At 50.7% G+C, this 21,392-nt stretch carries 31 protein-coding genes and 3 pseudogenes; 32 read left to right on the top strand and 2 right to left on the bottom strand.

Annotated features, from left to right (window positions below; translation table 11 throughout):
• The first annotated feature begins 9 nt into the window (after nucleotides 1–9).
• The 6 genes and pseudogenes from B2Q93_RS21235 to B2Q93_RS15620 all read left to right on the top strand — a co-directional run.
• Nucleotides 10–1,050, top strand: coding sequence for a DnaT-like ssDNA-binding domain-containing protein (locus B2Q93_RS21235; RefSeq protein WP_349679666.1), 1,041 nt, complete (start codon nucleotides 10–12; stop codon nucleotides 1,048–1,050).
• Nucleotides 962–1,507, top strand: a complete 546-nt coding sequence (locus tag B2Q93_RS15640) for a replication protein P (RefSeq protein WP_286933705.1) — start codon at nucleotides 962–964, stop codon at nucleotides 1,505–1,507. Before B2Q93_RS21235 ends, B2Q93_RS15640 begins: the two co-directional genes overlap by 89 nt.
• Nucleotides 1,508–1,522: 15 nt before the next feature.
• A complete protein-coding gene (locus B2Q93_RS15635; protein WP_286933704.1) occupies nucleotides 1,523–1,942 on the top strand; it encodes a PerC family transcriptional regulator in 420 nt (139 codons plus the stop codon).
• Nucleotides 1,939–2,265, top strand: coding sequence for a hypothetical protein (locus tag B2Q93_RS15630; RefSeq protein ID WP_286933703.1), 327 nt, complete (start codon nucleotides 1,939–1,941; stop codon nucleotides 2,263–2,265). The genes B2Q93_RS15635 and B2Q93_RS15630 overlap by 4 nt, the downstream gene beginning before the upstream one ends.
• Nucleotides 2,266–2,786: 521 nt before the next feature.
• Nucleotides 2,787–3,041 (top strand): hypothetical protein, encoded by a 255-nt coding sequence (locus B2Q93_RS15625; RefSeq protein ID WP_207291864.1) that lies wholly within the window; start codon nucleotides 2,787–2,789, stop codon nucleotides 3,039–3,041.
• 55 nt (nucleotides 3,042–3,096) lie between these two features.
• Nucleotides 3,097–3,325, top strand: a pseudogene (locus tag B2Q93_RS15620) (DNA cytosine methyltransferase); the annotation flags it as partial.
• 90 nt (nucleotides 3,326–3,415) lie between these two features.
• Here the strand turns inward: B2Q93_RS15620 and wcaA are convergent.
• Both wcaA and B2Q93_RS15610 read right to left on the bottom strand, forming a co-directional pair.
• The gene (wcaA, locus tag B2Q93_RS15615) at nucleotides 3,416–4,300 is read right to left on the bottom strand and encodes a colanic acid biosynthesis glycosyltransferase WcaA (protein WP_286933988.1); all 885 of its coding nucleotides are present in this window, start codon (nucleotides 4,298–4,300) and stop codon (nucleotides 3,416–3,418) included.
• A 9-nt stretch (nucleotides 4,301–4,309) separates the two neighbouring features.
• Nucleotides 4,310–4,621: pseudogene (locus tag B2Q93_RS15610) on the bottom strand (pentapeptide repeat-containing protein); the annotation flags it as partial.
• A 422-nt stretch (nucleotides 4,622–5,043) separates the two neighbouring features.
• On the opposite strand from B2Q93_RS15610, the gene B2Q93_RS15605 reads away from it, so the two are divergent.
• The 26 genes and pseudogenes from B2Q93_RS15605 (at nucleotide 5,044) to B2Q93_RS15480 (ending at nucleotide 21,386) form a co-directional block, all read left to right on the top strand.
• Entirely contained in the window at nucleotides 5,044–5,277 is a 234-nt protein-coding gene (locus B2Q93_RS15605) for a DinI-like family protein (protein ID WP_207291862.1), read from the top strand.
• Between the two features lie 40 nt (nucleotides 5,278–5,317).
• Nucleotides 5,318–5,563, top strand: a complete 246-nt coding sequence (locus B2Q93_RS15600; protein WP_207291861.1) for a hypothetical protein — start codon at nucleotides 5,318–5,320, stop codon at nucleotides 5,561–5,563.
• Nucleotides 5,564–5,693: 130 nt separating this feature from the next.
• Nucleotides 5,694–5,900, top strand: coding sequence for a hypothetical protein (locus B2Q93_RS15595; protein ID WP_286933700.1), 207 nt, complete (start codon nucleotides 5,694–5,696; stop codon nucleotides 5,898–5,900).
• Nucleotides 5,897–6,253: a RusA family crossover junction endodeoxyribonuclease gene (locus tag B2Q93_RS15590; protein ID WP_207291859.1), complete on the top strand. Its 357-nt coding sequence runs from the start codon at nucleotides 5,897–5,899 to the stop codon at nucleotides 6,251–6,253. The genes B2Q93_RS15595 and B2Q93_RS15590 overlap by 4 nt, the downstream gene beginning before the upstream one ends.
• A complete protein-coding gene (locus B2Q93_RS15585; protein WP_286933698.1) occupies nucleotides 6,253–7,260 on the top strand; it encodes a DUF968 domain-containing protein in 1,008 nt (335 codons plus the stop codon). The genes B2Q93_RS15590 and B2Q93_RS15585 overlap by 1 nt, the downstream gene beginning before the upstream one ends.
• A 17-nt stretch (nucleotides 7,261–7,277) precedes the next feature.
• Nucleotides 7,278–8,099: an antitermination protein gene (locus B2Q93_RS15580; protein WP_286933697.1), complete on the top strand. Its 822-nt coding sequence runs from the start codon at nucleotides 7,278–7,280 to the stop codon at nucleotides 8,097–8,099.
• Between the two features lie 326 nt (nucleotides 8,100–8,425).
• Nucleotides 8,426–8,614: a hypothetical protein gene (locus B2Q93_RS15575; RefSeq protein ID WP_286933696.1), complete on the top strand. Its 189-nt coding sequence runs from the start codon at nucleotides 8,426–8,428 to the stop codon at nucleotides 8,612–8,614.
• Between the two features lie 127 nt (nucleotides 8,615–8,741).
• Entirely contained in the window at nucleotides 8,742–9,143 is a 402-nt protein-coding gene (locus B2Q93_RS15570; RefSeq protein ID WP_212477837.1) for a putative holin, read from the top strand.
• Nucleotides 9,140–9,415, top strand: a complete 276-nt coding sequence (locus B2Q93_RS15565) for a phage holin family protein (RefSeq protein WP_286933694.1) — start codon at nucleotides 9,140–9,142, stop codon at nucleotides 9,413–9,415. Before B2Q93_RS15570 ends, B2Q93_RS15565 begins: the two co-directional genes overlap by 4 nt.
• Before the next feature lie 3 nt (nucleotides 9,416–9,418).
• Nucleotides 9,419–9,895, top strand: coding sequence for a glycoside hydrolase family 104 protein (locus tag B2Q93_RS15560; protein ID WP_286933693.1), 477 nt, complete (start codon nucleotides 9,419–9,421; stop codon nucleotides 9,893–9,895).
• Nucleotides 9,892–10,359, top strand: a complete 468-nt coding sequence (locus B2Q93_RS15555; protein ID WP_212477839.1) for a lysis protein — start codon at nucleotides 9,892–9,894, stop codon at nucleotides 10,357–10,359. Before B2Q93_RS15560 ends, B2Q93_RS15555 begins: the two co-directional genes overlap by 4 nt.
• Before the next feature lie 106 nt (nucleotides 10,360–10,465).
• Nucleotides 10,466–10,654 (top strand): hypothetical protein, encoded by a 189-nt coding sequence (locus B2Q93_RS15550; RefSeq protein WP_212477840.1) that lies wholly within the window; start codon nucleotides 10,466–10,468, stop codon nucleotides 10,652–10,654.
• 129 nt (nucleotides 10,655–10,783) lie between these two features.
• Nucleotides 10,784–11,047: a hypothetical protein gene (locus B2Q93_RS15545; RefSeq protein WP_286933692.1), complete on the top strand. Its 264-nt coding sequence runs from the start codon at nucleotides 10,784–10,786 to the stop codon at nucleotides 11,045–11,047.
• 158 nt (nucleotides 11,048–11,205) lie between these two features.
• Nucleotides 11,206–11,427, top strand: coding sequence for a hypothetical protein (locus B2Q93_RS15540; protein ID WP_207293398.1), 222 nt, complete (start codon nucleotides 11,206–11,208; stop codon nucleotides 11,425–11,427).
• A 102-nt stretch (nucleotides 11,428–11,529) separates the two neighbouring features.
• Nucleotides 11,530–11,988, top strand: a complete 459-nt coding sequence (locus tag B2Q93_RS15535) for a hypothetical protein (RefSeq protein ID WP_286933691.1) — start codon at nucleotides 11,530–11,532, stop codon at nucleotides 11,986–11,988.
• A 489-nt stretch (nucleotides 11,989–12,477) separates the two neighbouring features.
• A complete protein-coding gene (locus B2Q93_RS15530) occupies nucleotides 12,478–12,867 on the top strand; it encodes a hypothetical protein (protein ID WP_286933690.1) in 390 nt (129 codons plus the stop codon).
• Between the two features lie 11 nt (nucleotides 12,868–12,878).
• Nucleotides 12,879–13,073: pseudogene (locus tag B2Q93_RS15525) on the top strand (glycosyltransferase family 2 protein); the annotation flags it as partial.
• Between the two features lie 390 nt (nucleotides 13,074–13,463).
• Nucleotides 13,464–13,952, top strand: coding sequence for a DUF1441 family protein (locus B2Q93_RS15520; RefSeq protein WP_286933689.1), 489 nt, complete (start codon nucleotides 13,464–13,466; stop codon nucleotides 13,950–13,952).
• Nucleotides 13,952–16,054 (top strand): phage terminase large subunit family protein, encoded by a 2,103-nt coding sequence (locus tag B2Q93_RS15515; protein WP_286933688.1) that lies wholly within the window; start codon nucleotides 13,952–13,954, stop codon nucleotides 16,052–16,054. Before B2Q93_RS15520 ends, B2Q93_RS15515 begins: the two co-directional genes overlap by 1 nt.
• Nucleotides 16,051–16,266: a hypothetical protein gene (locus B2Q93_RS15510; RefSeq protein WP_001704123.1), complete on the top strand. Its 216-nt coding sequence runs from the start codon at nucleotides 16,051–16,053 to the stop codon at nucleotides 16,264–16,266. Before B2Q93_RS15515 ends, B2Q93_RS15510 begins: the two co-directional genes overlap by 4 nt.
• Nucleotides 16,263–17,762 carry a phage portal protein gene (locus tag B2Q93_RS15505; protein WP_286933684.1) on the top strand — a complete coding sequence of 500 codons (1,500 nt, stop codon included), beginning with the start codon at nucleotides 16,263–16,265 and terminating at the stop codon, nucleotides 17,760–17,762. Before B2Q93_RS15510 ends, B2Q93_RS15505 begins: the two co-directional genes overlap by 4 nt.
• Entirely contained in the window at nucleotides 17,707–19,722 is a 2,016-nt protein-coding gene (locus B2Q93_RS15500; RefSeq protein WP_286933682.1) for a ClpP-like prohead protease/major capsid protein fusion protein, read from the top strand. The genes B2Q93_RS15505 and B2Q93_RS15500 overlap by 56 nt, the downstream gene beginning before the upstream one ends.
• Before the next feature lie 83 nt (nucleotides 19,723–19,805).
• Nucleotides 19,806–20,132 (top strand): DUF2190 family protein, encoded by a 327-nt coding sequence (locus B2Q93_RS15495; protein ID WP_286933681.1) that lies wholly within the window; start codon nucleotides 19,806–19,808, stop codon nucleotides 20,130–20,132.
• Between the two features lie 25 nt (nucleotides 20,133–20,157).
• The gene (locus tag B2Q93_RS15490) at nucleotides 20,158–20,400 is read left to right on the top strand and encodes a DNA breaking-rejoining protein (RefSeq protein ID WP_230852446.1); all 243 of its coding nucleotides are present in this window, start codon (nucleotides 20,158–20,160) and stop codon (nucleotides 20,398–20,400) included.
• Nucleotides 20,401–20,409: 9 nt separating this feature from the next.
• The gene (locus B2Q93_RS15485) at nucleotides 20,410–20,988 is read left to right on the top strand and encodes a phage tail protein (protein ID WP_020884618.1); all 579 of its coding nucleotides are present in this window, start codon (nucleotides 20,410–20,412) and stop codon (nucleotides 20,986–20,988) included.
• On the top strand, nucleotides 20,985–21,386 hold the full coding sequence (locus B2Q93_RS15480) for a phage minor tail U family protein (protein WP_020690721.1): 402 nt from the start codon (nucleotides 20,985–20,987) through the stop codon (nucleotides 21,384–21,386). The genes B2Q93_RS15485 and B2Q93_RS15480 overlap by 4 nt, the downstream gene beginning before the upstream one ends.
• The last annotated feature ends 6 nt before the right edge of the window (nucleotides 21,387–21,392 follow it).

Here is a 21,392-nt window from a genome sequence, read left to right as displayed (position 1 = left end):
CCACCAGCGATGCTGGTTAAAAAGAGGTTTTTGATGGCCCGCATCAGAACAGTTAAACCTGAATTCTGGACAGATGAGAAGGTGGTGGAATGCTCAATTCCAGCGCGCTTATTGTTTATCGGGTTATTTAACTTCGCAAATGATATGGGGTGCCTTGAGCGGTCTCCGAAACGCCTCAAGATGCAAATCTTTCCGGCTGACATGATCGATTGTGAGCCACTGCTACTTGAATTGATAACTCATGGACTGCTCAGTGAGTATTCAGTGAGTGGAGTTAATTACCTTCAAATAAAAGGATTCCTTAAGCATCAGAAAATCAATCGCCCGTCGGCCACAAAAATACCGCTCCCACCTGAATTCACTGAATCGGGCAAGGATGTTGGGGGTAATTCAAACACTAATCACCGATGCCTCAGTGAGGACTCAGTGAGTACTCATGGAGAAGTCACTGAGTCCTCACTGACGGATACGGATACGGATACGGAAGGGAAGGGAATAAACCCCTCTCTTAGCGCTGGCCATACAGAAAGCCCGGGTGGGGTAGTTCCACCAGCTGACCCAACCGCCCCGCGTTACCTGGAAGGCATGAATGAACCGATCGGTAAATTCACAATGTCATGCTCCTGGTTGCCGTCCAGAGATTTTCGACAGCGCGCGGCTATGTGGGGGATCGCTTTGCCTGAGCCTGATTATCTCGTTACCGAGCTCGCAGAGTTCACGTCGTACTGGGCGTCTGAGGGGAAGGTATTCACTCAGGTGCAGTGGGAGCAGAAATTTGCCAGGCATGTACAGCGCGTGAGAACGAACCAAAAACCACAGACCGGAGGAAAGCAAAATGCGGCAGTTCAATCAGAACCAACAGCATCCCGAGCTGTTCAGCAAATTCAGTCAGCACACGCAAAATGGCGGCGTGCGAACGGACTTGATGGCAACGGAGACGGCATGGCGGTTGTGGCAGGTGATGGGGGAAATCTTCTCCAACCGATGGACGCAGAAGAATGGGGCAGAACCTACGGACCTCTGGATTGCTCAGATAGGTTCGATGACTGAGAGTCAAATCAGCCTTGTATGCCAGCAGTGCATGGAACGTTGCGCAGTTGGTAATACCTGGCCCCCGGATCTCGCTGAGTTTGTTTCTCTGGTTTCAGAGAGTGGCGCCAATCCGTTTGGGCTGACCTCGGAGCAAGTGATGTTGGATTACCGGCGCTGGCGAAACGAATCATATCGATATTCGGGCAGCGATAAATATCCTTGGCCGCAGCCGGTGCTGTATCACATCTGCATCGAGATGCGCAGAACAGGCGTTGAACGCCAGATGACAGAGGGGGAATTGAAGAAACTGGCAGAAAAACTTCTCACGAAGTGGACCAAACACGTTAGCAACGGTCTATCGGTTCCTCCGATCCGTCGCCAACTGGCAGCACCGCAGCACCCGGCAGGACCAACTCCGGCACAGCTGCTGATGGAAGAGTACAAACGCCGCAAAGCGGCTGGTTTCAGCAACTAAATCGAGTATTGACCAATGACCAAACAGTTAACCCAAAAAGAACAGGTGGCGGTTTTTGTACGCTATCGACCGAACTGCGCCGTAGGCGACGTATCCGATGCACTGGACATGGCTGGCGCCACCGCTGGCAAATTGCTGCGGGAGCTGAGTGATGAGGGTGTAATCATCCGCACCCGAAACAGCGTGCAGTTCGTCTACACGGCTGCGCCCGATGCAAACATTCCAGACGTTATCTTGCCCTGCATGATCCTGAAAAGTGACCCGGCGAGAATCATGGCAGCTGAACAGAAAGCGAAGGCGCTGGCTGATAAGGGTTTATGGCGCCGTGCAGCTGGTGTTTATACCGACATGTTCAGCATCGCCTGCAGCTCAGTTGAAGTGGCACGTATAGCCAAACGCCGCAATGAATGCCTGCGCATGGCGAGGAGAGCATGAATATGGCCAGCAATAAGCTTTGGACAATCATTCGCGCTATCCAGTCCGGTGGTGAGATTACACCGCGTCAGGTTTGCCGATTGCTCGACTGCGACAGCAAAAAGGCGTGTCGCATGCTTGAGCACCTTGTATCTGCAGGCGCAGTAAAGAACATTGGCCAGCCACGGCATCCCGTGTTCGTCATGCTGCCGGGTGGAGAGAAGCGCATCAAGCCATTGCAGGTGGTGCTGGTGGAGCGCCAACAGCCAAGTATTACAGAGGTCTGTCGCCAGAACTGGCTGGGCTATCAGGTACACAAAATTTTCGGGAGGGCGCGGGTATGAACGATTCACTGAACAACAAACAGCTGGTGGCGGTTGGTCATTAGTTTGCGAAGGCGATGAGCAGCGACACGCCGATCATCGATATGGCGAAGATGTTCACTCGCTTGGGCGATCGGCTGGACTGCACCACACTGGCGCTGCGCTGGATGCTTACCGCGCCGCCATGCTTCAGGGTGCCGAACCTGTAAGCCAGTCTTACATGTTGCGAGAAGGATGTGTTGAATAAGGTTGCCTTTGTCTCTTGAATGACAAACCCCAAATAGACACTTAGAGCGGAAGAGGGATAATGTGCTCTCTTTCACAAAGGAGGGTTTATGGCTAATTTCATTAAGATTCAGTCTAGTCAACAAGAAATTTATTATCGTCAAATAGCGGCCGCTTTGGGGTTAACGTGGGATGAGTATCTTAGAATGAATCCCCACTTGAAAAAATTATTTGGTGAAGTGTTCTACTAGTTCATCACTGTAGCTATTAGGCTGTGGTAGTTTTAACAAAAATCTGAAATTGATTGTGAGGTTCGTATGGAAGTAGATATTTTACTAATCGGAAATGGACTGACTGGCGAAGTAAAAATGTATGATTATCCGAATAAAAAGTTTTTGGTGACTGAAGTGACGGTACAGTCCGCTAATGCGGCCCGTGTTTTTGATGTTGTGTTGCATGAATACAATGGAAAAACCTATGCGATAGGAATCGGAAAAGCGACGGACTCGCTGCAGGTCGAAAGCTTGATCGATACCAAACAGCCAAAGCCAATACCAGGAAACCTGCTTTAAAGGTTCTAAAAGCTAAATTCGGTTTTAATAATTGGATGGCAAAAGTCATGGGATCATAATGAGCGTGGAGTACCGTATTGTGGATATCAGTATGCGCATGCTGCAGAGCTGTGCCACGCCCGAGGTTTCCCGGAGTGGTAGATCATCGACCGAGACTATCGTGGTATGAAGTATGCGAAGGATAAGCAAGTTGCCCGGTGTGGCAATTCAGTACTAGGGCCGTTTGCTGAAGCACGGGTAAGGACAACATGCCAGAAATGCGCATCATTAAGAATGCGACATAATTGACTAAAATGTAGCCGCGAAGTCGCGGCTACATTTTAGCGCTTTGTCCGTTTGAAACGGTGGAGGAAACGATATTTTTTATCAGGCAGTTAGAACTTTCTGTTTCTAAAACTGGAATACATCATCAGATATCTTTTAATATTGCGAAGTGTCATCAATTTCATCAGCGTTCGCGAACTCATGCTTTTATTACGGATATAGTACAGGGTAAAGAGTTGATATTTTCTACTGGAAGCATCTAATTTAGATTTATGCTTTCGATAGAAATCCAGATAACCTGCGAACTTTCTCCCTGAGCATGTAATTCGAGCTTCTCCATGATTTACATAAAGCACTTGAGTAATGTCATCCAGTTTGAATGGGTCGCCATATGTTTCAGCCAATCGATAAAAAGCATCATAATCCTGCGCTGCGCTTAAATTCTCATCAAACAATGTTTTACGCAGTCTGTCGGTTAATGTCAGGATCTGATTGCCAATTATATTTCTTTTATCAAACAGGCTCTTTTTGTATGCGGGTTTAGGATAATCTTTCAATTCGCTTAAATTTTGATAACTATTGCTTTCACATAGGTAATCATTTGCATACAAAAATGCGTGAGTCTCAAGCTTGTACTGATAGGCAACAAACGACGAAAGACGGGTAGGTAGCCATTCGTCATCATCATCCAAGCCTGTAATCAAATAGCCTTTGGCCATTTTTATGGCCTGATTTCGGACAGCGCAGGCACCCGAATTAAATTCGTTACGAATATAGGTTATACGTGGATCTTTAATTTCAGCAACAAATGCCTGCAGCTTCTCAAAAGAAGAGGAAAAATCATCAATAATGATAAGTTCCCAATGAATATAATCTTGCCTAATTACAGAATTTATAGCCCGTATTGTCAGCGCTTCACGATTCCATGTCGGCATGTAAACAGTGATAAGAGGTGTAGCGGTCAACGTAGCCTCCGGCACGTAATCATTATCCATCAATGCACCAGTAAAACTTGCGGCTTTGATATTACTTCCAGAGAAGTCAACGCCAGCGCAAACCGCATGATCGAAGATAGCCCCCTCTGTATTGCAGTGACTCATATTAGCCCCGTTAAGATTGGCAAATGAGAAATTAACCCCACGTAGATCACTGAAAGAAAGGTCACTTCCGGATAAGTTGATATTTTTCAAATTTAGCCTCCGGAGGTCCATAAAACGCAAGTCAGCGCCTGCTAGATCTGAATAATAGTCTGGATTTTTTAAAGATTTATTGTGATGTTTGAGCAATTTTCTCTGTGCCACTTTTTTGCTGTTCATGTTTAAATTTTTTGCTTTATGTAAGCGCATATAACAAACATTCTGCACAGTTAAACACTGCTGTTGCTGTTCAGCAATCATGCCAATAATTTTTAGGATATATGCCATGGAACTTACAAAGAAAGACGATCATGTTGCCTTAACAATAAAGCAACTTAAGGTTAAATTTTATGTAACTTCTTGGCCTTGACCACTCGAGAAGACAATGCTTCCGAAACAGCCTGATCGATAAGTAACCAAACATGGAGCGAGGCGTACGTTGTGTGCAAGGATCTCCTGGGGTTTCTAACAAAACATGGTCGATGCGTCCTTATCTTCATCAATACAAACCGCATTTGATGCCCCGAAATTATTGCAAACCAGAAATGAGAGGTTTATAAAGTAACTGTATAAATATACAGTTTTTCAGCGAGGAGGGAAAAATGAAAGTTGATTTAACCATTGATCGGACTAAAAAACTTCCAGATGGCGCGCTCCCGGCGCTTCAAACAGAACTATCTAAACGATTACAGAATGAGTTTGAAGATTGCTCGGTGACTATTCGGCGCGCAGGTATGGATGGGTTGAGTGTTTCTGGTGGTGAGAAAGACGTTAAAACGAAAGTTGAAGAAATCCTCCAGCAGACCTGGGAAAGCGCTGACGACTGGTTTTATTAATACAGCATTCAATGACTTTTCCAGGCTGAAGGGGGGACTGGTGAAACAAAAAGAAGAATTACCAAAAAAGGGATATGCGGTTATTAGGTGTCACGATGGGGTTATCGTTGCACGACTGCAATCATTTCCAGAATGTGAGCGAGCGCTGATGTACAGGCGTGGCGATGAAGTATCCTTCATGCCGCTCCAGCGAGATGAGATAGTAGGCACACCAACACTCTTTACACAGATGCTGGAGAAGGCGGGTATTCGCGTTTCTCTAAACTCTGATACACTCCCCTCATAGGCCTGAACAACCTATACCTGCTGCGCCACTGGAGAGATACCATGGCGCAAAAACCAATCAATAAAACCTTACCACTGACCCCATCCGGGGACAGCGATTTTTTATTGTCTGCAGCTTTACGGGGGCAGGCATGAAAAAGAGCTGGTTCACCCACACCAATCTGACTACAGACGAAGCAGAGGAGCTGGTTAAGCGCTATCGCGAAAAAGGCGTTCGCGTAGAGAAAACCCTCGACAGGGATCCGCGATACTGGACCGTAAGCGCAGAGCTGCCCCAGCAAAAGTCCAACCCAAAAACAGTACAAAGCATGCGTTCCCGTGCGTGGGGTCACTCATGAAAATCTATAACGTAGTGCCGATGGGCAAGCCACGCATGACCCGCGCAGACAAGTGGAAGAAACGACCAGAAGTGCTTCGGTACCGGGCATTCTGCGATCACGTCCGTTTGCTTGGAGTTAAGCTGCCTGAGGCAAACTCCCACGTTACGTTCATCCTCCCCATGCCCAAGAGCTGGAGCAAGAAGAAACGCGCTGAAATGAACGGTAAGCCTCACCAGAGCAAGCCCGATAAGGACAATCTGGAAAAGGCGTTGCTGGATGCTCTATTCGAGGATGATGCCCATATCTGGGATTCACGCGTAACGAAACTTTGGGGAGAAGTAGGGCAAATCATTATTCGGGAGATTAACTGATGCGAGGGTTATTAAAGCCAGTTATTGCCCGGGAACTTGGTGTGGTTCTGCTTAAGCCGGGCAGTGAACTAATGAGCCTTTTCAGCGGTGGCAGGGTTCTGGTGGAGCGCCAGCCTGAAAGCATGAAAAGCTACCCAGCTGGCCGGGTTCCCGATGCTCTGCAGCCGTTGGCTTTCGAGCAGGATCTGATCCAATTCTTCCATTCGGAGAAAGTGATTTACGCAGCTGGTGGGCTGCCAAGTCTTGAGAACTGGTTACTCAGGAGTAGCTCTGGGCATTGCCAGAACGAACATAGCGATTATCACTATCACGAAATGACCATCCTGCGACAGGAACCAAGCGCGCTGCGGTTGTGCGGCTACTGTGACAACTTATTGAGAGGGCAGTATACAGAAGCGCTGGCAGAGCTGGCTCGTCAAAACCTCATCGACTGGATTCTGGACACTATCCGCTACACGCTTCTGCTGGACAAGACACGCCAGATCTCCCTGTCTGAGTTGTGCTGGTGGGCTGTCATTAAGGGCGTTTTCGGAGAGCTGCCAGAGTCCGTCGCACGTAAGGTCCTTCGATTACCTCAGGAGAAGATGAGTAATCGGGAAAGTGACATCGTCCCGAGCGTGTCGGCCACCAGCATTATCGCTGACAAAGTGGCTGAAATGCCTATTCCTCAACCCGTAGTTGTCACAGTTGTTGAACCTGAATCGCCGTTGACCTTCATGAAGCGCCCCAAGCGCATCCGCTGGGAGAACAGTAATTATCTTGCTTGGGTTAAAACCCAACCTTGCGCCTGTTGTGGTCAGCAGGCTGATGACCCCCATCACTTAATCGGCTGGGGGCAGGGTGGTATGGCAACGAAAGCGCACGACATTTTTGTGATCCCGCTCTGCCGTATCCATCACACCGAACTGCATAACGACCCAACTGAATTTGAGCGCAAGTATGGCGCGCAACCGGTACTGATTATTAATTTGCTGGACCGGGCATATGCGCTCGGCGTTCTGGCGTAGACGGATTGGAGAATACGATGAATCTCGACAGCGTATTAAAGTTTTTTGCACCTAAAGGAATGCACATTTCGGACAGCGTCCGCGCAACAGCTGGCGATCAGTTAACTGTAACCGATATCATGGCGGCATTGGGCATGACTCAGGCAGACGCCGGCATTGGCCTTGCCATGTATCTGGGAAAGGCAGGAATAAGTCCACAAGATAAGGAGGCCGCGATATCCTGGTTATCGGAATACGCTAAAGCGCATGCTCCTATGGCGGTACGTAAAGCTGCTGGTAAAAAATTCCCGCTGTGCATGCGGATTCTCGCCCGGTTCGCCTTCAAAGACTACGCCTCATCAGCTGCTGACAGTGTCGATTGTCCAAAATGCCAGGGCAAAAGCATCATCACCAAAATCAGCGTGATTACCAAAAGCCATTACACGATGCGCCTGCCTCAGTTTGCTAAGGATCTGGGCCAGTCTCCATCTGACTTTGAGGTCACCCGTCAGGTTAAGGATGTGGACCACCAGCTGTGCGGCAACTGCAACGGCACGGGCCAACTGAGTAAGCGCTGCCAGTGTGGAGGAACGGGAAAAACCCTCGACCGTAAAGAAACTGATTTCCAGGGCGTACCCGTTTATAAGGAGTGCAAACGGTGTGAGGGAAGAGGGTACAGCAGGCCGAAATCATCGGTGGCGTATCGCGGCGTTCTGGCTGAGCTGGATAGCCTTCCAGATCGCACCTGGCGCTACAGCTGGAAACCGTTCTATGAAAGCCTGGTGACGAAATGTTTTCAGGAAGAAAGCAATGCTGATGCTGAACTGAAGAAAGTAACAAGAGCGCATAATACGATATAAATATCACTATTTAGCGTCACGTTACTTGCAAAGTTGCCGTTTTTGTGTAAATTTGACGTTAACGATGGGCATTGTATGTTCAGAGTTAAGAAACCCGCCACCGAGCGGGTTTTTTTATGCCTGCAATTCTCCGCGCCACGCTCGGCGCAATTCAACCACAGAGCCTTTCAGGGGTGAGCCATAGGGAACGGTCGGTGTGACTGTCTCTGTGGGCTGATCATTACTGAGCGCGGATCAGTGCATCGCTTTATTCATAATTAAGTATCCCTCACACAAGCCCGTAAACAGAATGGCTACACTCTATCGTTAGTGAGGGAGGGTAAGGTATGAAAGAAGGTTTTTACTGGATAAAACACAATGGCAGGGTTCAGGTAGCCTTTTACGCAGATGGCGAAACGGAAGATCTCCGAACAGGACGGATTATCAGGGGTATATGGCAACTGACTCAAGGTTATGATATTTGCGATGACGGCGAAGCTGAGATTCTTCAAGGTCCCATTGCTCCGCCATGTTAAATATATACACGTATTTTAAGGCTGCCTTTAGGCGGCCTTTTTCATTTTCAGGTCCTGGGAATCAACATCAGATGGCTTCGTTGTTAAATGCAGCCCGAGGGCCTGATCCTATACACACGGAATAATTATGCCTGAGACCTCAACTATCGTAGGCGTTGGTCTTACATCGTCTTCTGTCGGTGTAACCTTTGCCACGCTGTTTCCGGAGGCGACTCCTGCAGTGATGCTCGGATCGCTTGCCGGAACCGCGTTATACGTTCTGACCTCAGACCCCCATCAACTCTGGAAGCAGGCTATCTTTGCGCTGATATCATTTATCAGTGGCGTGTTCTTCTCCGTGCCCATGGCAAAAATCATGGCCGGAATCATAAACACGCCATTAAGCCTGATGAAGCCACCGGCCAGCATCGAGGTATCCCCAGCTGTCGGCGCCATCGTTACCGCTTCCATTTCCGTGGCAGTCCTGCTGCGCATTCTTCGCAAGTCCAAAAGCGGGAAGATGCCAGGGCTGGGGGAGGAAGATAAATGACATGGCAACTTCTTCTGATGAATGCAAACGCCATAGTTTGCCTGTTAATCATGGTCAGGCTGATGTTTTTCCGGAAAGAGGGGAAGCGTTATCGCCTGAGTGTCGCGGTGCTGGCCTACCTGATCATCCTTGCCGCCGGATTCAACGCCTTCAGCATTCTTTTCGGCCATTACGTACAGGTTAATCTCGGCGATCTGCTGCTGAACTCCGTCATCTGCATGGCGGTATGGCTGGCGCGTGGGAATCTGGCTAAGGTCGTTATCTCGGAGTAAATCATGCAAGCTCTCAACGCACAGCGTAAAGCCTTCCTGGACATGCTCGCATGGTCAGAGGGAACCGATAAGCCAGGTCAGCCAACAAAGAACCATGGCTATGACGTGATTGTGGGCGGCTCACTCTTTACGAGCTACGCAGATCACCCTCGCAAACTGATCACCCTTAACCCCCGATTGAAATCTACTGCTGCCGGCCGCTACCAGCTGCTTTCTCGCTACTGGGATGCTTATCGGTCGCAGCTTGGCCTCAGGGATTTCTCCCCGGCCAGCCAGGACGCGGTGGCATTGCAGCAGATTAAAGAACGCCGCGCCCTGCAGCTCATCGACGAAGGCTATATCCGTCAGGCCATTGACCGCTGCAGCAACATCTGGGCGTCGTTGCCCGGCGCAGGTTATGGCCAGCATGAGCACAAGGTTGAAAACCTCCTGAAGAAATTCAAAGAGGCTGGTGGTTTTATAGCGGAGCCAAAGGCATGATCGGCGCCGTTATCAGGAAGTTATGGCTGCCGATTGTGGTCATAGTGCTGCTGGGTTCATTGGTATGGGCTGTTAATCACTATCGCGACAACGCCATCACCTATAAAGACCAGCGCGACAAAGCGACTGACAAGCTGAGTCAGGCTAATGACACCATTGATGACATGAAGGTGCGCCAGCGTGATGTGGCCGCGCTGGATGCCAAATACACACAGGAACTCGTAGATGCGAAAGAAACCATTGAGCGTTTGCATAGCGATGTCATTGCTGGGCGTAAGCGGCTGCAACTCAACGCAACCTGCAAGATTAACTCCACCGGAACCTCCGGCATGGATGATGCAACCAGCGCCAGACTTACTGACTCCGCTGAACGGGATTATTTCACCCTCAGACAGCGAATCGAAACCGCAACCAAGCAACTGACAGGTCTGCAGGAATATGTCCGTACGCAGTGCCTGAAATAGAGCCTCATCCCTGAGGTTCAGACACAGTCTCTCCTCTGGACTTTAAACGTAGCAAATTCTCACGGCCTCGCTTAACACGGGGATTTTTACTAACTGAGGGTTAAGAATGTCATCTCCGATCATGAAGTATTTTGCGTACCAGCATCTTCCGGCACACCTGCAAGAAGTGAGTAAGCCTATTGGCGATCTTGCGACGCTGATGGATGAAACCTTGCCGGACGGCGCAGAAAAGGCAGCAGGCCTGCGCAAACTGCTAGAGGCCAAAGACGCATTGGTACGCGCTAAGCTGGGTTAAGTCATTACAAAGCTCATCTGCTGGTGGGCTTGATAATGGGAAAACAGTGATGCCTATAAGTTTTGGTAATTAGAAAAAACCTCAGATAAGTGCTAAAAATTTTCCCAGTAAACAACGATGAGATGAAGAATGAAAATCCTGGGATTTGATGAGCACAGAACAAAACGTGGGAGTGGTGCATTAAAGTTCTTTGAGCTGGAGCGTGTACCAAGCAGTGACTGGGTAAAGATATTCGAAAGCCTGTTCACAAAAAGTGTTGATAAGGCATGGGTTGAGGGGTATTGCATAGTAACGAACTGCCCAAGCAGTGACATAGCTGAAAGGCTAGTGCAGTTACAATCAAAGTGTGAAGAAGCAAACACAATATTCAGAACTAAGAACTCAACTCTTTGAACAGTAATCGCCGCCTACGGGCGGTTTATTATTGCCATTACAACGCTCATCTACCGGTGGACATTGATAATGCCTCTAGCTGCAGGTTTGCATTAGGAGTAAATGGCTGGGGTTTTTAGTCTACGTTTAAGGCTTACAACTATGAGCGAGGCTGAATTATGCAAAGCGATAAAGAGGAATACCTTAAGCAGGCGTTACTGGTAGTCCTGTCTCTTAATGAGGACTCAGGTCTGAGCCTGGATGGGGTTGTGAATGACGTACGCCGGGAAATGAGTAAGGGCGGAAAGTACAACCATTACTGTCCAGATGGTGCTGAAGAAGTATGTGGCATCGTTAAAAAGTCAGTAGAAGAGGTCAAAGCTAAAGGCCAAAAGCGCTGACGTTAAGCAATCAGTTCGCTTCCTCATTTACAGGAAAAGAATATCCTCGGATGATATCCCTGATAAGCTGTTGCCAAGTTCAACGGCTAATGAGGCAAAACGGTGATTGGAATTTTGAAACGTGGTCCCGCTGCAGTTAAAGTTAAAAATCATGTCACAGACTTGATGGCTGCCATGAGGGCCTCCTTCCGTAAATTAACGGCTGGAGAGCGCTTTGATGAGACTACGCTGCATATAGTTTGCACAAGCATCATCGTTGCGGCGATTATGGAGCGAGGCGTCAGCTCACCCAGACTAATGACCGCTCTCTCTGATCATGTAATGAATTCATACGGATTAAGTCTGGAAGAAATGCAGCTTACGCCTGTCCTTGCGCATGGCATGCTCAAAGGATTGAATGGAAAAGATACTCTGCAGGTTAAAATGAGCATGCTAAATGACATTTGCCCCGGACATGAGTTTGGTATCGATGGAATTAGATGGTTTGAAACCAGCGTGAATTCAGCAAAGGATCAAATCGATTCGAACCTTAAGGATGCGATTCATACTTTGAGTAAATAGTTTGTTTGCTGGTCCGCCACGCCAATAACGACACCTCTCGTTAAACTTGATAAGCCACTTGCTTTCGCTGGTGGCTTTTTTATTGCCATCAACATGGGCAGTCTCATCATAATTGCTTTATCCCATTCAGCGGATAATCAACCAAATATCCTCAATAAGAGATAGGCATTACAGCAGGCATTCACTTAGTGCCTGTGATAATGTCGAAACACATTAATCAGGTGCGCGAGATGTCGGGTAATACCGATCCGGACGAAGCGTGACGCTGCTATAAGCTGGAGGGTGGTGCAGACGACCAATATCTTCTGGCTCAATGGTTCGAATCCATTCCTGATTACCACGCCCAAGCCACTGGCATCTGCTGGTGGCTTTTTTTATGCGCATCGCACGCGCACATCAAAGAAAGTCTTTCAGTTGTGAGCCTGGGCAAACCGTTAACTTTCGGCGGCTTTGCCGTGCGACAGGCTCACGCCTAAAAGGAAACATTCAATGAGTAACAAAATCATTACGCTCTCTGGTGCTGCTTCTGATGTGCTTTACGCGCTTTTTTATCGTGGTGCTCTTGTGTCTGGTGATCTGCCATCTAAATCCGGTACTGCCGAACTTCGCGAACTGGGCTTTGCAGAAACAAGGCATACAGCTACGGAATACCAGAAAGAAAAACACTTCACCTTCCTGACCCCTGAAGGGCAGAAATTTGCCGTTGAACATCTGGTCAATACGCGATTTGGAAAGCAGCAATATTGCTCTTCGATGATGCTTCGCGTTGAGATTGATACCTCTGCCATAGAACAGGCAATCGACAGGCTGGATGTTCGAAAAGCCATTCAGGAAGAATGTCAGCCTGGCGGTCTAATCTGGAATCTGCGTGGCCGCTGATAGGAGGTTGTATGCAGGTCATTATTGATGGTGTCCCATACGTCCCCGCCAGCGTCATTTCATCACGGATTGGCATTGCTATCTCAACCCACCAGCGTACTGAAGCTCTGAAGCGAGCGCTTGAACAGCACATGAAGCACCTGCCAGCCGGTGCGCTGGTGGTTGTTATTGATGATGGTTCAAAACCTGCAGCGGCAGTGCTCGACGGCGTGCTTGGAAGCCTTGCAGAAGAAGCTAAATACCATGCTTGACGAGCTGAAGAAATCTACGGAGCAGGAATGACTTGTGAGCGCATCTATAACTCCGTGAAGAATCCAGCCCATCCCCTATCCCCTTATGGGGATAGAAAGCTGGGATTGTTCGAAGGGCTGTTATGGCTTTCATCTCGCGTGGACCACACCCCGCATCAAATGAAAATGACTTTCATTAGCTTTTGATGGGTCCTCCCGGCGGGGTGGCCTACCACGGGGCGGCGCGCTCGCGGGAAACGGCTAGTTTTTCGTATCCAGGAGCATCATCATCATGCAGGTAGGTCTTTGTTTTATCTGAGGACCATTTTTTAAAGATGTCGATTTGTTTAAAAAGCGTTCAACATCATGGACCAGGAAATAGCTTCTCTTAAACTCAATATCAACCAGCTTGCTGCCATCACTGATGTGCATCGCCAAACAGTAGCCGCCAGGCTTAAAAATATCGAACCTGCAGCGGGCAGTAATAGCAAACTCAAGCTTTACCTCATCACCGACATTTTGACCGAACTGATGATCCCAACGGTTTCTTCCAGCCTTGAAGACATGCAACCGTCCGACAGGCTGGCGCACTGGAAGGCAGAGAATGAACGCCTTAAGTTCGAACAGGATACCGGGCAGTTGATACCCGCTGATGAAGTGGCGCGAGAATTTTCACTGATGGCTAAAGCAGTCGTCATGGTGCTTGAGACCCTACCTGACATTCTTGAGCGCGACTGCGCGCTGCCACCAGCGGCGGTGTCGCGCGTCCAAAGTGTGATCGACGACTTGCGTGATCAGATGGCTCAGAAAGTCCAGGACGCAGAACAAGAGGAGGCCGATACCGAGGAGGAGTGATGGCAAAGCGTGCATCGGCATGCGGTATTCGCCGGGATGTTTCCGGCATCCTTCGCGCGCCGCGTCGCATGGATGTGGCCGATGCGGTCAGCGCATATATGCGTGTGCCAATGGGAGCGGGGAACTCTGTACCGTGGGACCCCGATCTGGCGCCCTATGTTATTGAGCCGATGAACTGCCTGGCATCACGCCAATATGATGCCGTGGTCTTTGTTGGCCCCGCGCGAACGGGTAAAACCATCGGGCTTATTGATGGCTGGATTGTTTATAACGTCGTTTGCGACCCGGCAGATATGCTCGTTATTCAGGTTTCAGAGGAAAAGGCGCGTGAACATTCGAAAAAGCGTCTGGACCGAACTTTTCGCTGTAGCCCTGAAGTGAAAACCCGGTTGAGCCCAAGGCGTAACGATAATAACGTTTACGATCGTACTTTCCGCGCCGGTAATTATCTGAAACTGGGCTGGCCATCCGTCAACATCATGTCGTCCTCTGACTATAAAAGTGTGGCGCTGACGGATTACGACCGCTTTCCGGAAGATATCGACGGAGAAGGCGACGCTTTTTCACTGGCGTCGAAGCGTACCACGACATTCATGTCCTCCGGGATGACGCTGGTTGAGAGCTCGCCCGGGCGGGATATCAGAGACACAAAATGGCGGCGTTCCACGCCCCATGAAGCCCCTCCAACTACCGGAATATTATCGCTCTATAACCGTGGCGACCGTCGCCGTCTGTACTGGCCGTGTCCGCATTGCGGCGAATATTTCCAGCCGGAAATGGACAATATGACCGGGTATCGCGACAGCAGCGATCCTGTGCTTGCCAGCGAAGCGGCGATTCTACAGTGCCCGGCCTGTAAGGGCAGGATCACACCGGATATGAAGCGTGCGCTTAACATGAAATGTGTGTGGCTCCGCGACGGGCAGAGTATCGACAGTAAAGGGCAGGTAAGCGGTGATGGCCGACGTTCCCGTATTGCCTCCTTCTGGATGGAAGGTCCGGCAGCGGCTTACCAGACCTGGTCGCAGCTTATCTATAAATTCCTGACCGCCGAGCAGGAATATGAATCCACCCGCAGTGAAGAAACCCTGAAGACGGTTATCAACACCGATTTCGGCAGGCCCTATTTGCCTCGGGCCAGCATGGAGCAGCGCAAAAGTGAATTGCTCGAGCAGCGTGCCGAAGATGTCCCTAAACGTTCGGTACCGGATGGCGTGCAATTTCTCACCGCGACCGTTGACGTACAGGCCGGGCGCAACAGGCGCTTTGTTGTGCAGGTCACGGGTTATGGAAGTATGGGGGAGCGCTGGATAGTTGACCGTTACAACATCCGGTATTCGCTGCGCTGCGACGGCAACGGGGAGAGCATTCAGGTAGATCCGGCAAGCTACCCTGAGGACTGGGATCTTTTACTCACCGATGTCTTTGATAAAACGTGGCCGCTCGCGTCTGACCCGTCAAAGGGCATGCGGCTTATGTCGATGGCTGTGGACTCCGGGGGCGAGGACGGCGTGACGGATAATGCCTACAAGTTCTGGCGAAGATGTCGCCGCGAGGGGCTGGGTAAGCGTATCTATCTCTTCAAGGGTGACAGTGTCAGGCGTAGCAAACTTATCCAGCGAACATTTCCTGATAATACGGGCAGATCAACGCGTCGCGCACAGGCGACGGGTGATGTGCCTCTTTATCTTCTCCAGACTGATGCCCTCAAAGACCGGGTGAATAATGCGCTGTGGCGGGATTCACCTGGCCCTGGCTATGTGCATTTTCCCGCTTGGCTGGGCAGCTGGTTCTATGACGAACTGACGTATGAGGAACGTTCGAATGAAGGGAAGTGGAGTAAGCCCGGGCGGGGCGCAAACGAAGCATTCGACCTGCTCGTTTATGCCGACGCGCTCGCCATCCTTAGTGGTTACGAAAAAATCAAATGGCCGTCAGCTCCTGAGTGGGCACGGCGGGAAACGTGGATCGAGGTCACGCAGACGGAAACTGGCGAAGTGCCATCCCCGTCGCCTGCGCCGAAATCAAAATCAAAACCAAAACGCGAGAAGCCCGTAACCGAGCAGGCTAATCCGTGGTCTTCATCAGGAGGTTGGGTGTGAATCCAGCAGATATTCAAAACATGATCGACCGCTACGCCGCAGCCGAGCTGTCTGTTCTGGAGGGTAAATCAATCACTTTCAACGGGCAGCAGATGACGCTCGAAAACCTGTCGGAAATCAGAAAAGGCCGTCAGGAATGGGAGCGCCGACTGGCAACGCTCAATAATAAACGCCGCGGGCGACCCGGCTACAGGCTGGCGAGGTTTGGATGAGTTTTTTAGATGATGCGATTGGCATCTTTTCGCCAGGCTGGAAAGCCTCACGCCTGCGTGCCCGTGCGGTAATTAAGGCGTATGAGGCGGTTAAGCAAACGCGTACCCACAAAGCCCAGAAAGAAAATCGCTCTGCCGATCAGCTCAGTCAGATGGGGGCGGTTTCACTGAGGCAGCAGGCGCGCTGGCTGGACAACAACCATGATCTGGTGATCGGCGTTTTCGACAAGCTGGAAGAAAGGGTGGTGGGTGCGAAGGGCATCATAGTTGAACCGCATCCGATGCTGAGTAACGGGAAGATCGCTAAAAAACTGGCCACTGATATCCGCAGAAAGTGGGGCGAATGGTCTGTAAGACCCGATGTTACAACCCAGTTTACCCGCCCCATGCTGGAGCGGTTGATGCTGCGAACGTGGCTCCGGGACGGTGAGGTATTTGCTCAGCTGGTTCGTGGTACCGGAAATGGGCTTCAGCCCGTTGCTGGCGTACCGTTCTGGCTGGAAGCGCTGGAGCCGGACTTCGTGCCAATGAACAGCGATGCCGCCACCCAGCTCAATCAGGGTGTTTTTGTCGATAACTGGGGACGGCCTAAAAAATATCAGGTCTATAAAAGCCTGCCGGTGTCCGGGCGTCAGTTCGATACCAAAGAGATAGATGCAGAGAACATGCTTCATCTCAAATTCACCCGACGCCTGCACCAGACCCGTGGGACATCTCTTTTGTCAGGTGTCCTGATGCGGCTGAGCGCGCTGAAAGAGTACGAGGACTCTGAGCTGACTGCAGCAAGAATTGCTGCTGCACTCGGCATGTATATCAAAAAAGGCGACGGACAGAGCTTCGAGTCTGATTCCAGCAGCGATGACCGCGAGCTGATGATTCAGCCCGGGATGCTCTATGACGAGCTGCAGGCCGGGGAAGAAATCGGGATGATTAAATCCGATCGCCCGAACCCTAATCTCGAGTCGTTTCGTAACGGACAGCTGCGTGCTGTATCGGCCGGCAGTCGACTCAGTTTTTCCAGCACATCCAGAAACTACAACGGCACGTACAGTGCCCAGCGGCAGGAGCTTGTCGAGTCAACCGACGGATATCTGATTCTTCAGGACTGGTTCATCGGTTCAGTGACCCGGCCCATGTACCGGGCTTGGCTGAAGATGGCTATTGCTGCCGGAGAAATCAAGCTGCCGAGAGGCATCGATATGGACTCGCTGTATAACGCGGTTTATTCGGGGCCCGTTATGCCGTGGATTGACCCCGTTAAAGAAGCGAATGCCTGGAAAACGCAGATCCGCGGCGGTGCTGCTACTGAATCCGACTGGATACGTGCCAGCGGTCGCAACCCGGATGATGTTAAGTCACGCCGTAAAGCGGAGGTTGACGAGAACCGTGAACAGGGCCTGGTGTTTGACACAGACCCCGCCAATGATAAAGGAGGCACCAGTGCCGAAGCCAAAGAACCGGGCGCGCCACCGTCCGAAAGCCAGCGTAAAAAGTAATTCGTGGTTCCGCATGCAGGCCAGCAATAACAGCGAGGCCGACATTTTTATTTATGACGAAATCGGGTACTGGGGCGTAACGGCGAAACAGTTCGTCAATGATCTCCGGGCACTTGGGGACGTCACCCACATCAACCTTTATATCAACTCACCCGGTGGTGATGTCTTCGACGGCATTGCTATCTATAACGCGCTGAAGCACCACGGCGCGGCGATTACCGTACATATCGACGGTCTGGCCGCTTCAATGGCATCAGTGATCGCTATGGTAGGCAATCCGGTCATCATGCCTGAAAACACGATGATGATGATCCATAAGCCATGGGGGTTTGCTGGTGGTGACGCGAGCGATATGCGCGACTATGCGGATCTTCTCGACAAGGTTGAATCCGTTTTGATACCGGCTTATGCGCAGAAAACCGGAAAATCCACCGATGAAATTGCGGCAATGCTGGAAGACGAAACCTGGATGAACGGCAGCGAGTGCCTTGAGCTGGGTTTTGCCGACCAGGTGACACCATCCCTTCAGGCTATGGCCTGTATTCATTCAAAACGTATTGAGGAATTTGAAAAAATGCCAAAAAGCATTCGCAACATGATCACCCCGCCGCGCAACACTACCCAGCGTGACCCGGTTATTACCCAGCCTCAGGCACCGCAGGCAAAAACAGACCCGACGCCGGATGAAAATACCATTCGTGCGCAGGTGATGGCTGAGCAGAAAGCCCGAGTTAACGCTATCGGCGATCTCTTTGCCATGTTCGGCAATAAACACATGGAACTGCAGAATCAGTGTGTGGCTGACCCTGATTGTTCCGTCGATAAGGCGAAAGATTTGCTGCTGGCAGAACTCGGTAAAACGGCTACCCCATCCAATAAAACCACCCAGCCGCATATTCATGCGGGTAACGGTAACTTTGTAGCGGACGGTATTCGCCAGGCACTAATGGCGCGTGCCGGGTTCGAAGGTCAGGAACGGGATAACGTTTATAACGGTATGACGCTGCGCGAGTATGCGCGTATGGCTCTGACAGAAAAAGGTATTGGCGTGGCCAGCTACAATCCGATGCAGATGGTTGGCCTGGCGCTGACCCACAGCACTTCTGATTTCGGCAACATTCTGCTCGATGTTGCGAACAAAGCGCTGATTCAGGGCTGGGACGAGGCGCAGGAAACCTTCGAGCAGTGGACCAAAAAAGGCCAGTTGTCAGACTTCAAAACGGCGCATCGTGTCGGCATGGGTGGTTTCCCTTCTTTGCGACAGGTTCGCGAAGGGGCTGAGTACAAGTACATCACCACCAGTGATAAAGGCGAAACTATCGCGCTTGCCACTTACGGTGAAATCTTCTCTGTAACCCGCCAGGCGATCATTAACGACGATCTGAACCAGCTCACCGACGTACCGATGAAGATGGGGCGCGCGGCGAAAGCAACGATTGGCGATCTGGTTTACGCCATCCTGACCAAAAACCCGAAACTCTCCGACGGAAAGGCGCTGTTCCATGCCGATCACAAAAACCTGAGTTCGGGCGCAATTTCCGTGGCAAACCTGGATGAATCGCGCAAGCTGATGCGTCTTCAGAAGGAAGGGGAGCGAACCCTGAATATCCGTCCGGCCTACATGCTGGTGCCCGTCAGCCTGGAAACTCTGGCGAATCAGACTATCAAGTCGGCCAGTGTTAAAGGTGCAGACATCAATGCCGGGATCGTAAACCCTATCCAGAACTTTGCAGAGGTCATTGCCGAACCACGCCTGGATGAAGCTGACGCGAAAGCCTGGTATCTGGCTGCCGCGAAGGGCACCGACACCATTGAGGTCGCTTATCTCAACGGCGTCGACACGCCATACATCGATCAGCAGGAAGGCTTCACCACTGATGGTATCGCCACGAAAGTGCGCATTGATGCCGGTGTTGCTCCGCTGGACTATCGCGGCATGACCAAATCCTCTGGTCAGTAAAAATACAGTCCTGACAAACAGACGCCCGTTAGGGCTTTTTTTATACCTGAAACCAGCCCCGCAAGGGGCTGAATGGAGAAGTTATGGCTAAGAACTATGCGCAGGACGGGAAAACGATCCCTCTGGTAAACAGTGGTACAACCGACATTCAGAGCGGCGATCCGGTTGTGGTTGGCAAACTTATCGCTGTGGCGATTACTGATATTCTTGTCGGCGATACCGGGGACGGCATTACTGAAGGGGTATTCCTCCTGCCAAAAGTCCCCGCTGATGCAGTTACTGCCGGGGCGCAGGTGTATCTGAAGGACGGCAAAATCACGATCGAAGAAACGGATGCCGTTGCCGCAGGTATCGCCTGGGAAGAGGCAGGGGCAAGCACCACCGTTGTTGAAGTTAAGATCAATGCCTAACCCCTTTGACCGGATGGCGGCGCGCATGGACGCGGCCACCATAAAAAAGATGGGAAAGACAGCGATCATCAATGGCAGCAGCTATGACGTTGTTCCCGCCGAGCAACTGGAGGAAATGGGGCCATTGTCGGGAACAGGTACTTCGCTGGTGGTTTTCTCTGAGCTTTACCAGCCACGCCGAAACGACAGTGTCGACTACGACGGTAAGAACCTGACCGTTACCCGCTATGACATGTTCAACGGAAAACCCCGCATCCATCTCGAATGAGGAGGCGCTATGTCCGTGAAAGGACTGGAAAGGGCTATTCAGAACCTGAACAGCCTCAGCCGGTTAATCGTTCCTGAGGCAACCGCAAAAGCGCTTAACCGGGTGGCCAGCAGAACGATAAGCCAGGGGAGCAAAGCTGTAGCGAAAGAAGCAACAGTTGATGATAACCGGAAGAAGGGGCTTCCGGTTCGTCTGGTCCGCCAGCGTTCCCGTCTGCGCAAGGCCCGTCACGATCGCCCGGTCGCGTCGATAAAAATCAACCGCGGTAATCTTCCTGCGATAAAGCTCGGCACGGCGCGCGTCCGGCTCTCGCGTAAAAAAGGGGCAAGAAACGGAGCGGGTAGCGTCCTCAAAATCGGCCCCTATACCTTTCGTAACGCTTTTATTCAACAGCTTGCCAACGGGCGCTGGCAGGTCATGCGGCGCGTAGGTCAGGCCCGTTATCCGATTGATGTGGTCAAAGTTCCTCTTGAGACACCGCTCACTGTGGCATTCACCGCTATTTCAAAGCGCCTTATTGAAAGCGATATGCCCAAAGAACTTTCCGCAGCCCTGAAAAACCAACTGAGGATCCACCTGAAGCGATGAACAGACACAGCGCAATTCGTGCAGCCATTCTGGCAAAACTGAAAGCCGATATCACCGACACTGTCACCTGGTTTGACGGGCGCCCTGTTTTTCTTGAAGAGCAGGATCTCCCTGCCGTGGCTGTTTACCTTTCTGACGCGGAGTACACCGGCGATTCGCTTGACGAAGATTCGTGGCAGGCGGTTGTTCACATCGAGGTATTTCTTAAAGCCTCCAGCCCCGACAGCGCGCTTGATTCCTGGATGGAAGAGAAAGTGTATCCGGCAATGGCCTTCATCCCGGGTCTGACCGAACTGGTTGAGACGTTCACCCCGCAGGGTTATGACTATCAGCGGGATGATGAAATGGCCACCTGGGGTTCAGTCGATTTCACGTACTTAATCACCTATTCAATTTAAGAGGTA

This window comes from Leclercia sp. UBA5958, assembly GCF_002430365.1.
In the GTDB taxonomy this organism is placed as follows: Bacteria; Pseudomonadota; Gammaproteobacteria; order Enterobacterales; family Enterobacteriaceae; genus Enterobacter; species Enterobacter pneumoniae.
Note: the sequence above shows the minus strand (reverse complement) of the source record. Positions and strands in the feature narration are given on the sequence as shown.

Bases quoted from the DNA above. Each gene is read 5' to 3' on its own strand.
- B2Q93_RS21235 (WP_349679666.1), top strand. From the start codon at position 10: ATGCTGGTTAAAAAGAGGTTTTTGATGGCCCGCATCAGAACAGTTAAA.
- B2Q93_RS15640 (WP_286933705.1), top strand. From the start codon at position 962: ATGGGGGAAATCTTCTCCAACCGATGGACGCAGAAGAATGGGGCAGAA.
- B2Q93_RS15635 (WP_286933704.1), top strand. From the start codon at position 1,523: ATGACCAAACAGTTAACCCAAAAAGAACAGGTGGCGGTTTTTGTACGC.
- B2Q93_RS15630 (WP_286933703.1), top strand. From the start codon at position 1,939: ATGAATATGGCCAGCAATAAGCTTTGGACAATCATTCGCGCTATCCAG.
- B2Q93_RS15625 (WP_207291864.1), top strand. From the start codon at position 2,787: ATGGAAGTAGATATTTTACTAATCGGAAATGGACTGACTGGCGAAGTA.
- wcaA (WP_286933988.1), bottom strand. From the start codon at position 4,300: ATGGATAATGATTACGTGCCGGAGGCTACGTTGACCGCTACACCTCTT.
- B2Q93_RS15605 (WP_207291862.1), top strand. From the start codon at position 5,044: ATGAAAGTTGATTTAACCATTGATCGGACTAAAAAACTTCCAGATGGC.
- B2Q93_RS15595 (WP_286933700.1), top strand. From the start codon at position 5,694: ATGAAAAAGAGCTGGTTCACCCACACCAATCTGACTACAGACGAAGCA.
- B2Q93_RS15590 (WP_207291859.1), top strand. From the start codon at position 5,897: ATGAAAATCTATAACGTAGTGCCGATGGGCAAGCCACGCATGACCCGC.
- B2Q93_RS15585 (WP_286933698.1), top strand. From the start codon at position 6,253: ATGCGAGGGTTATTAAAGCCAGTTATTGCCCGGGAACTTGGTGTGGTT.
- B2Q93_RS15580 (WP_286933697.1), top strand. From the start codon at position 7,278: ATGAATCTCGACAGCGTATTAAAGTTTTTTGCACCTAAAGGAATGCAC.
- B2Q93_RS15575 (WP_286933696.1), top strand. From the start codon at position 8,426: ATGAAAGAAGGTTTTTACTGGATAAAACACAATGGCAGGGTTCAGGTA.
- B2Q93_RS15570 (WP_212477837.1), top strand. From the start codon at position 8,742: ATGCCTGAGACCTCAACTATCGTAGGCGTTGGTCTTACATCGTCTTCT.
- B2Q93_RS15565 (WP_286933694.1), top strand. From the start codon at position 9,140: ATGACATGGCAACTTCTTCTGATGAATGCAAACGCCATAGTTTGCCTG.
- B2Q93_RS15560 (WP_286933693.1), top strand. From the start codon at position 9,419: ATGCAAGCTCTCAACGCACAGCGTAAAGCCTTCCTGGACATGCTCGCA.
- B2Q93_RS15555 (WP_212477839.1), top strand. From the start codon at position 9,892: ATGATCGGCGCCGTTATCAGGAAGTTATGGCTGCCGATTGTGGTCATA.
- B2Q93_RS15550 (WP_212477840.1), top strand. From the start codon at position 10,466: ATGTCATCTCCGATCATGAAGTATTTTGCGTACCAGCATCTTCCGGCA.
- B2Q93_RS15545 (WP_286933692.1), top strand. From the start codon at position 10,784: ATGAAAATCCTGGGATTTGATGAGCACAGAACAAAACGTGGGAGTGGT.
- B2Q93_RS15540 (WP_207293398.1), top strand. From the start codon at position 11,206: ATGCAAAGCGATAAAGAGGAATACCTTAAGCAGGCGTTACTGGTAGTC.
- B2Q93_RS15530 (WP_286933690.1), top strand. From the start codon at position 12,478: ATGAGTAACAAAATCATTACGCTCTCTGGTGCTGCTTCTGATGTGCTT.
- B2Q93_RS15520 (WP_286933689.1), top strand. From the start codon at position 13,464: ATGGACCAGGAAATAGCTTCTCTTAAACTCAATATCAACCAGCTTGCT.
- B2Q93_RS15515 (WP_286933688.1), top strand. From the start codon at position 13,952: ATGGCAAAGCGTGCATCGGCATGCGGTATTCGCCGGGATGTTTCCGGC.
- B2Q93_RS15505 (WP_286933684.1), top strand. From the start codon at position 16,263: ATGAGTTTTTTAGATGATGCGATTGGCATCTTTTCGCCAGGCTGGAAA.
- B2Q93_RS15495 (WP_286933681.1), top strand. From the start codon at position 19,806: ATGGCTAAGAACTATGCGCAGGACGGGAAAACGATCCCTCTGGTAAAC.
- B2Q93_RS15490 (WP_230852446.1), top strand. From the start codon at position 20,158: ATGGACGCGGCCACCATAAAAAAGATGGGAAAGACAGCGATCATCAAT.
- B2Q93_RS15485 (WP_020884618.1), top strand. From the start codon at position 20,410: ATGTCCGTGAAAGGACTGGAAAGGGCTATTCAGAACCTGAACAGCCTC.
- B2Q93_RS15480 (WP_020690721.1), top strand. From the start codon at position 20,985: ATGAACAGACACAGCGCAATTCGTGCAGCCATTCTGGCAAAACTGAAA.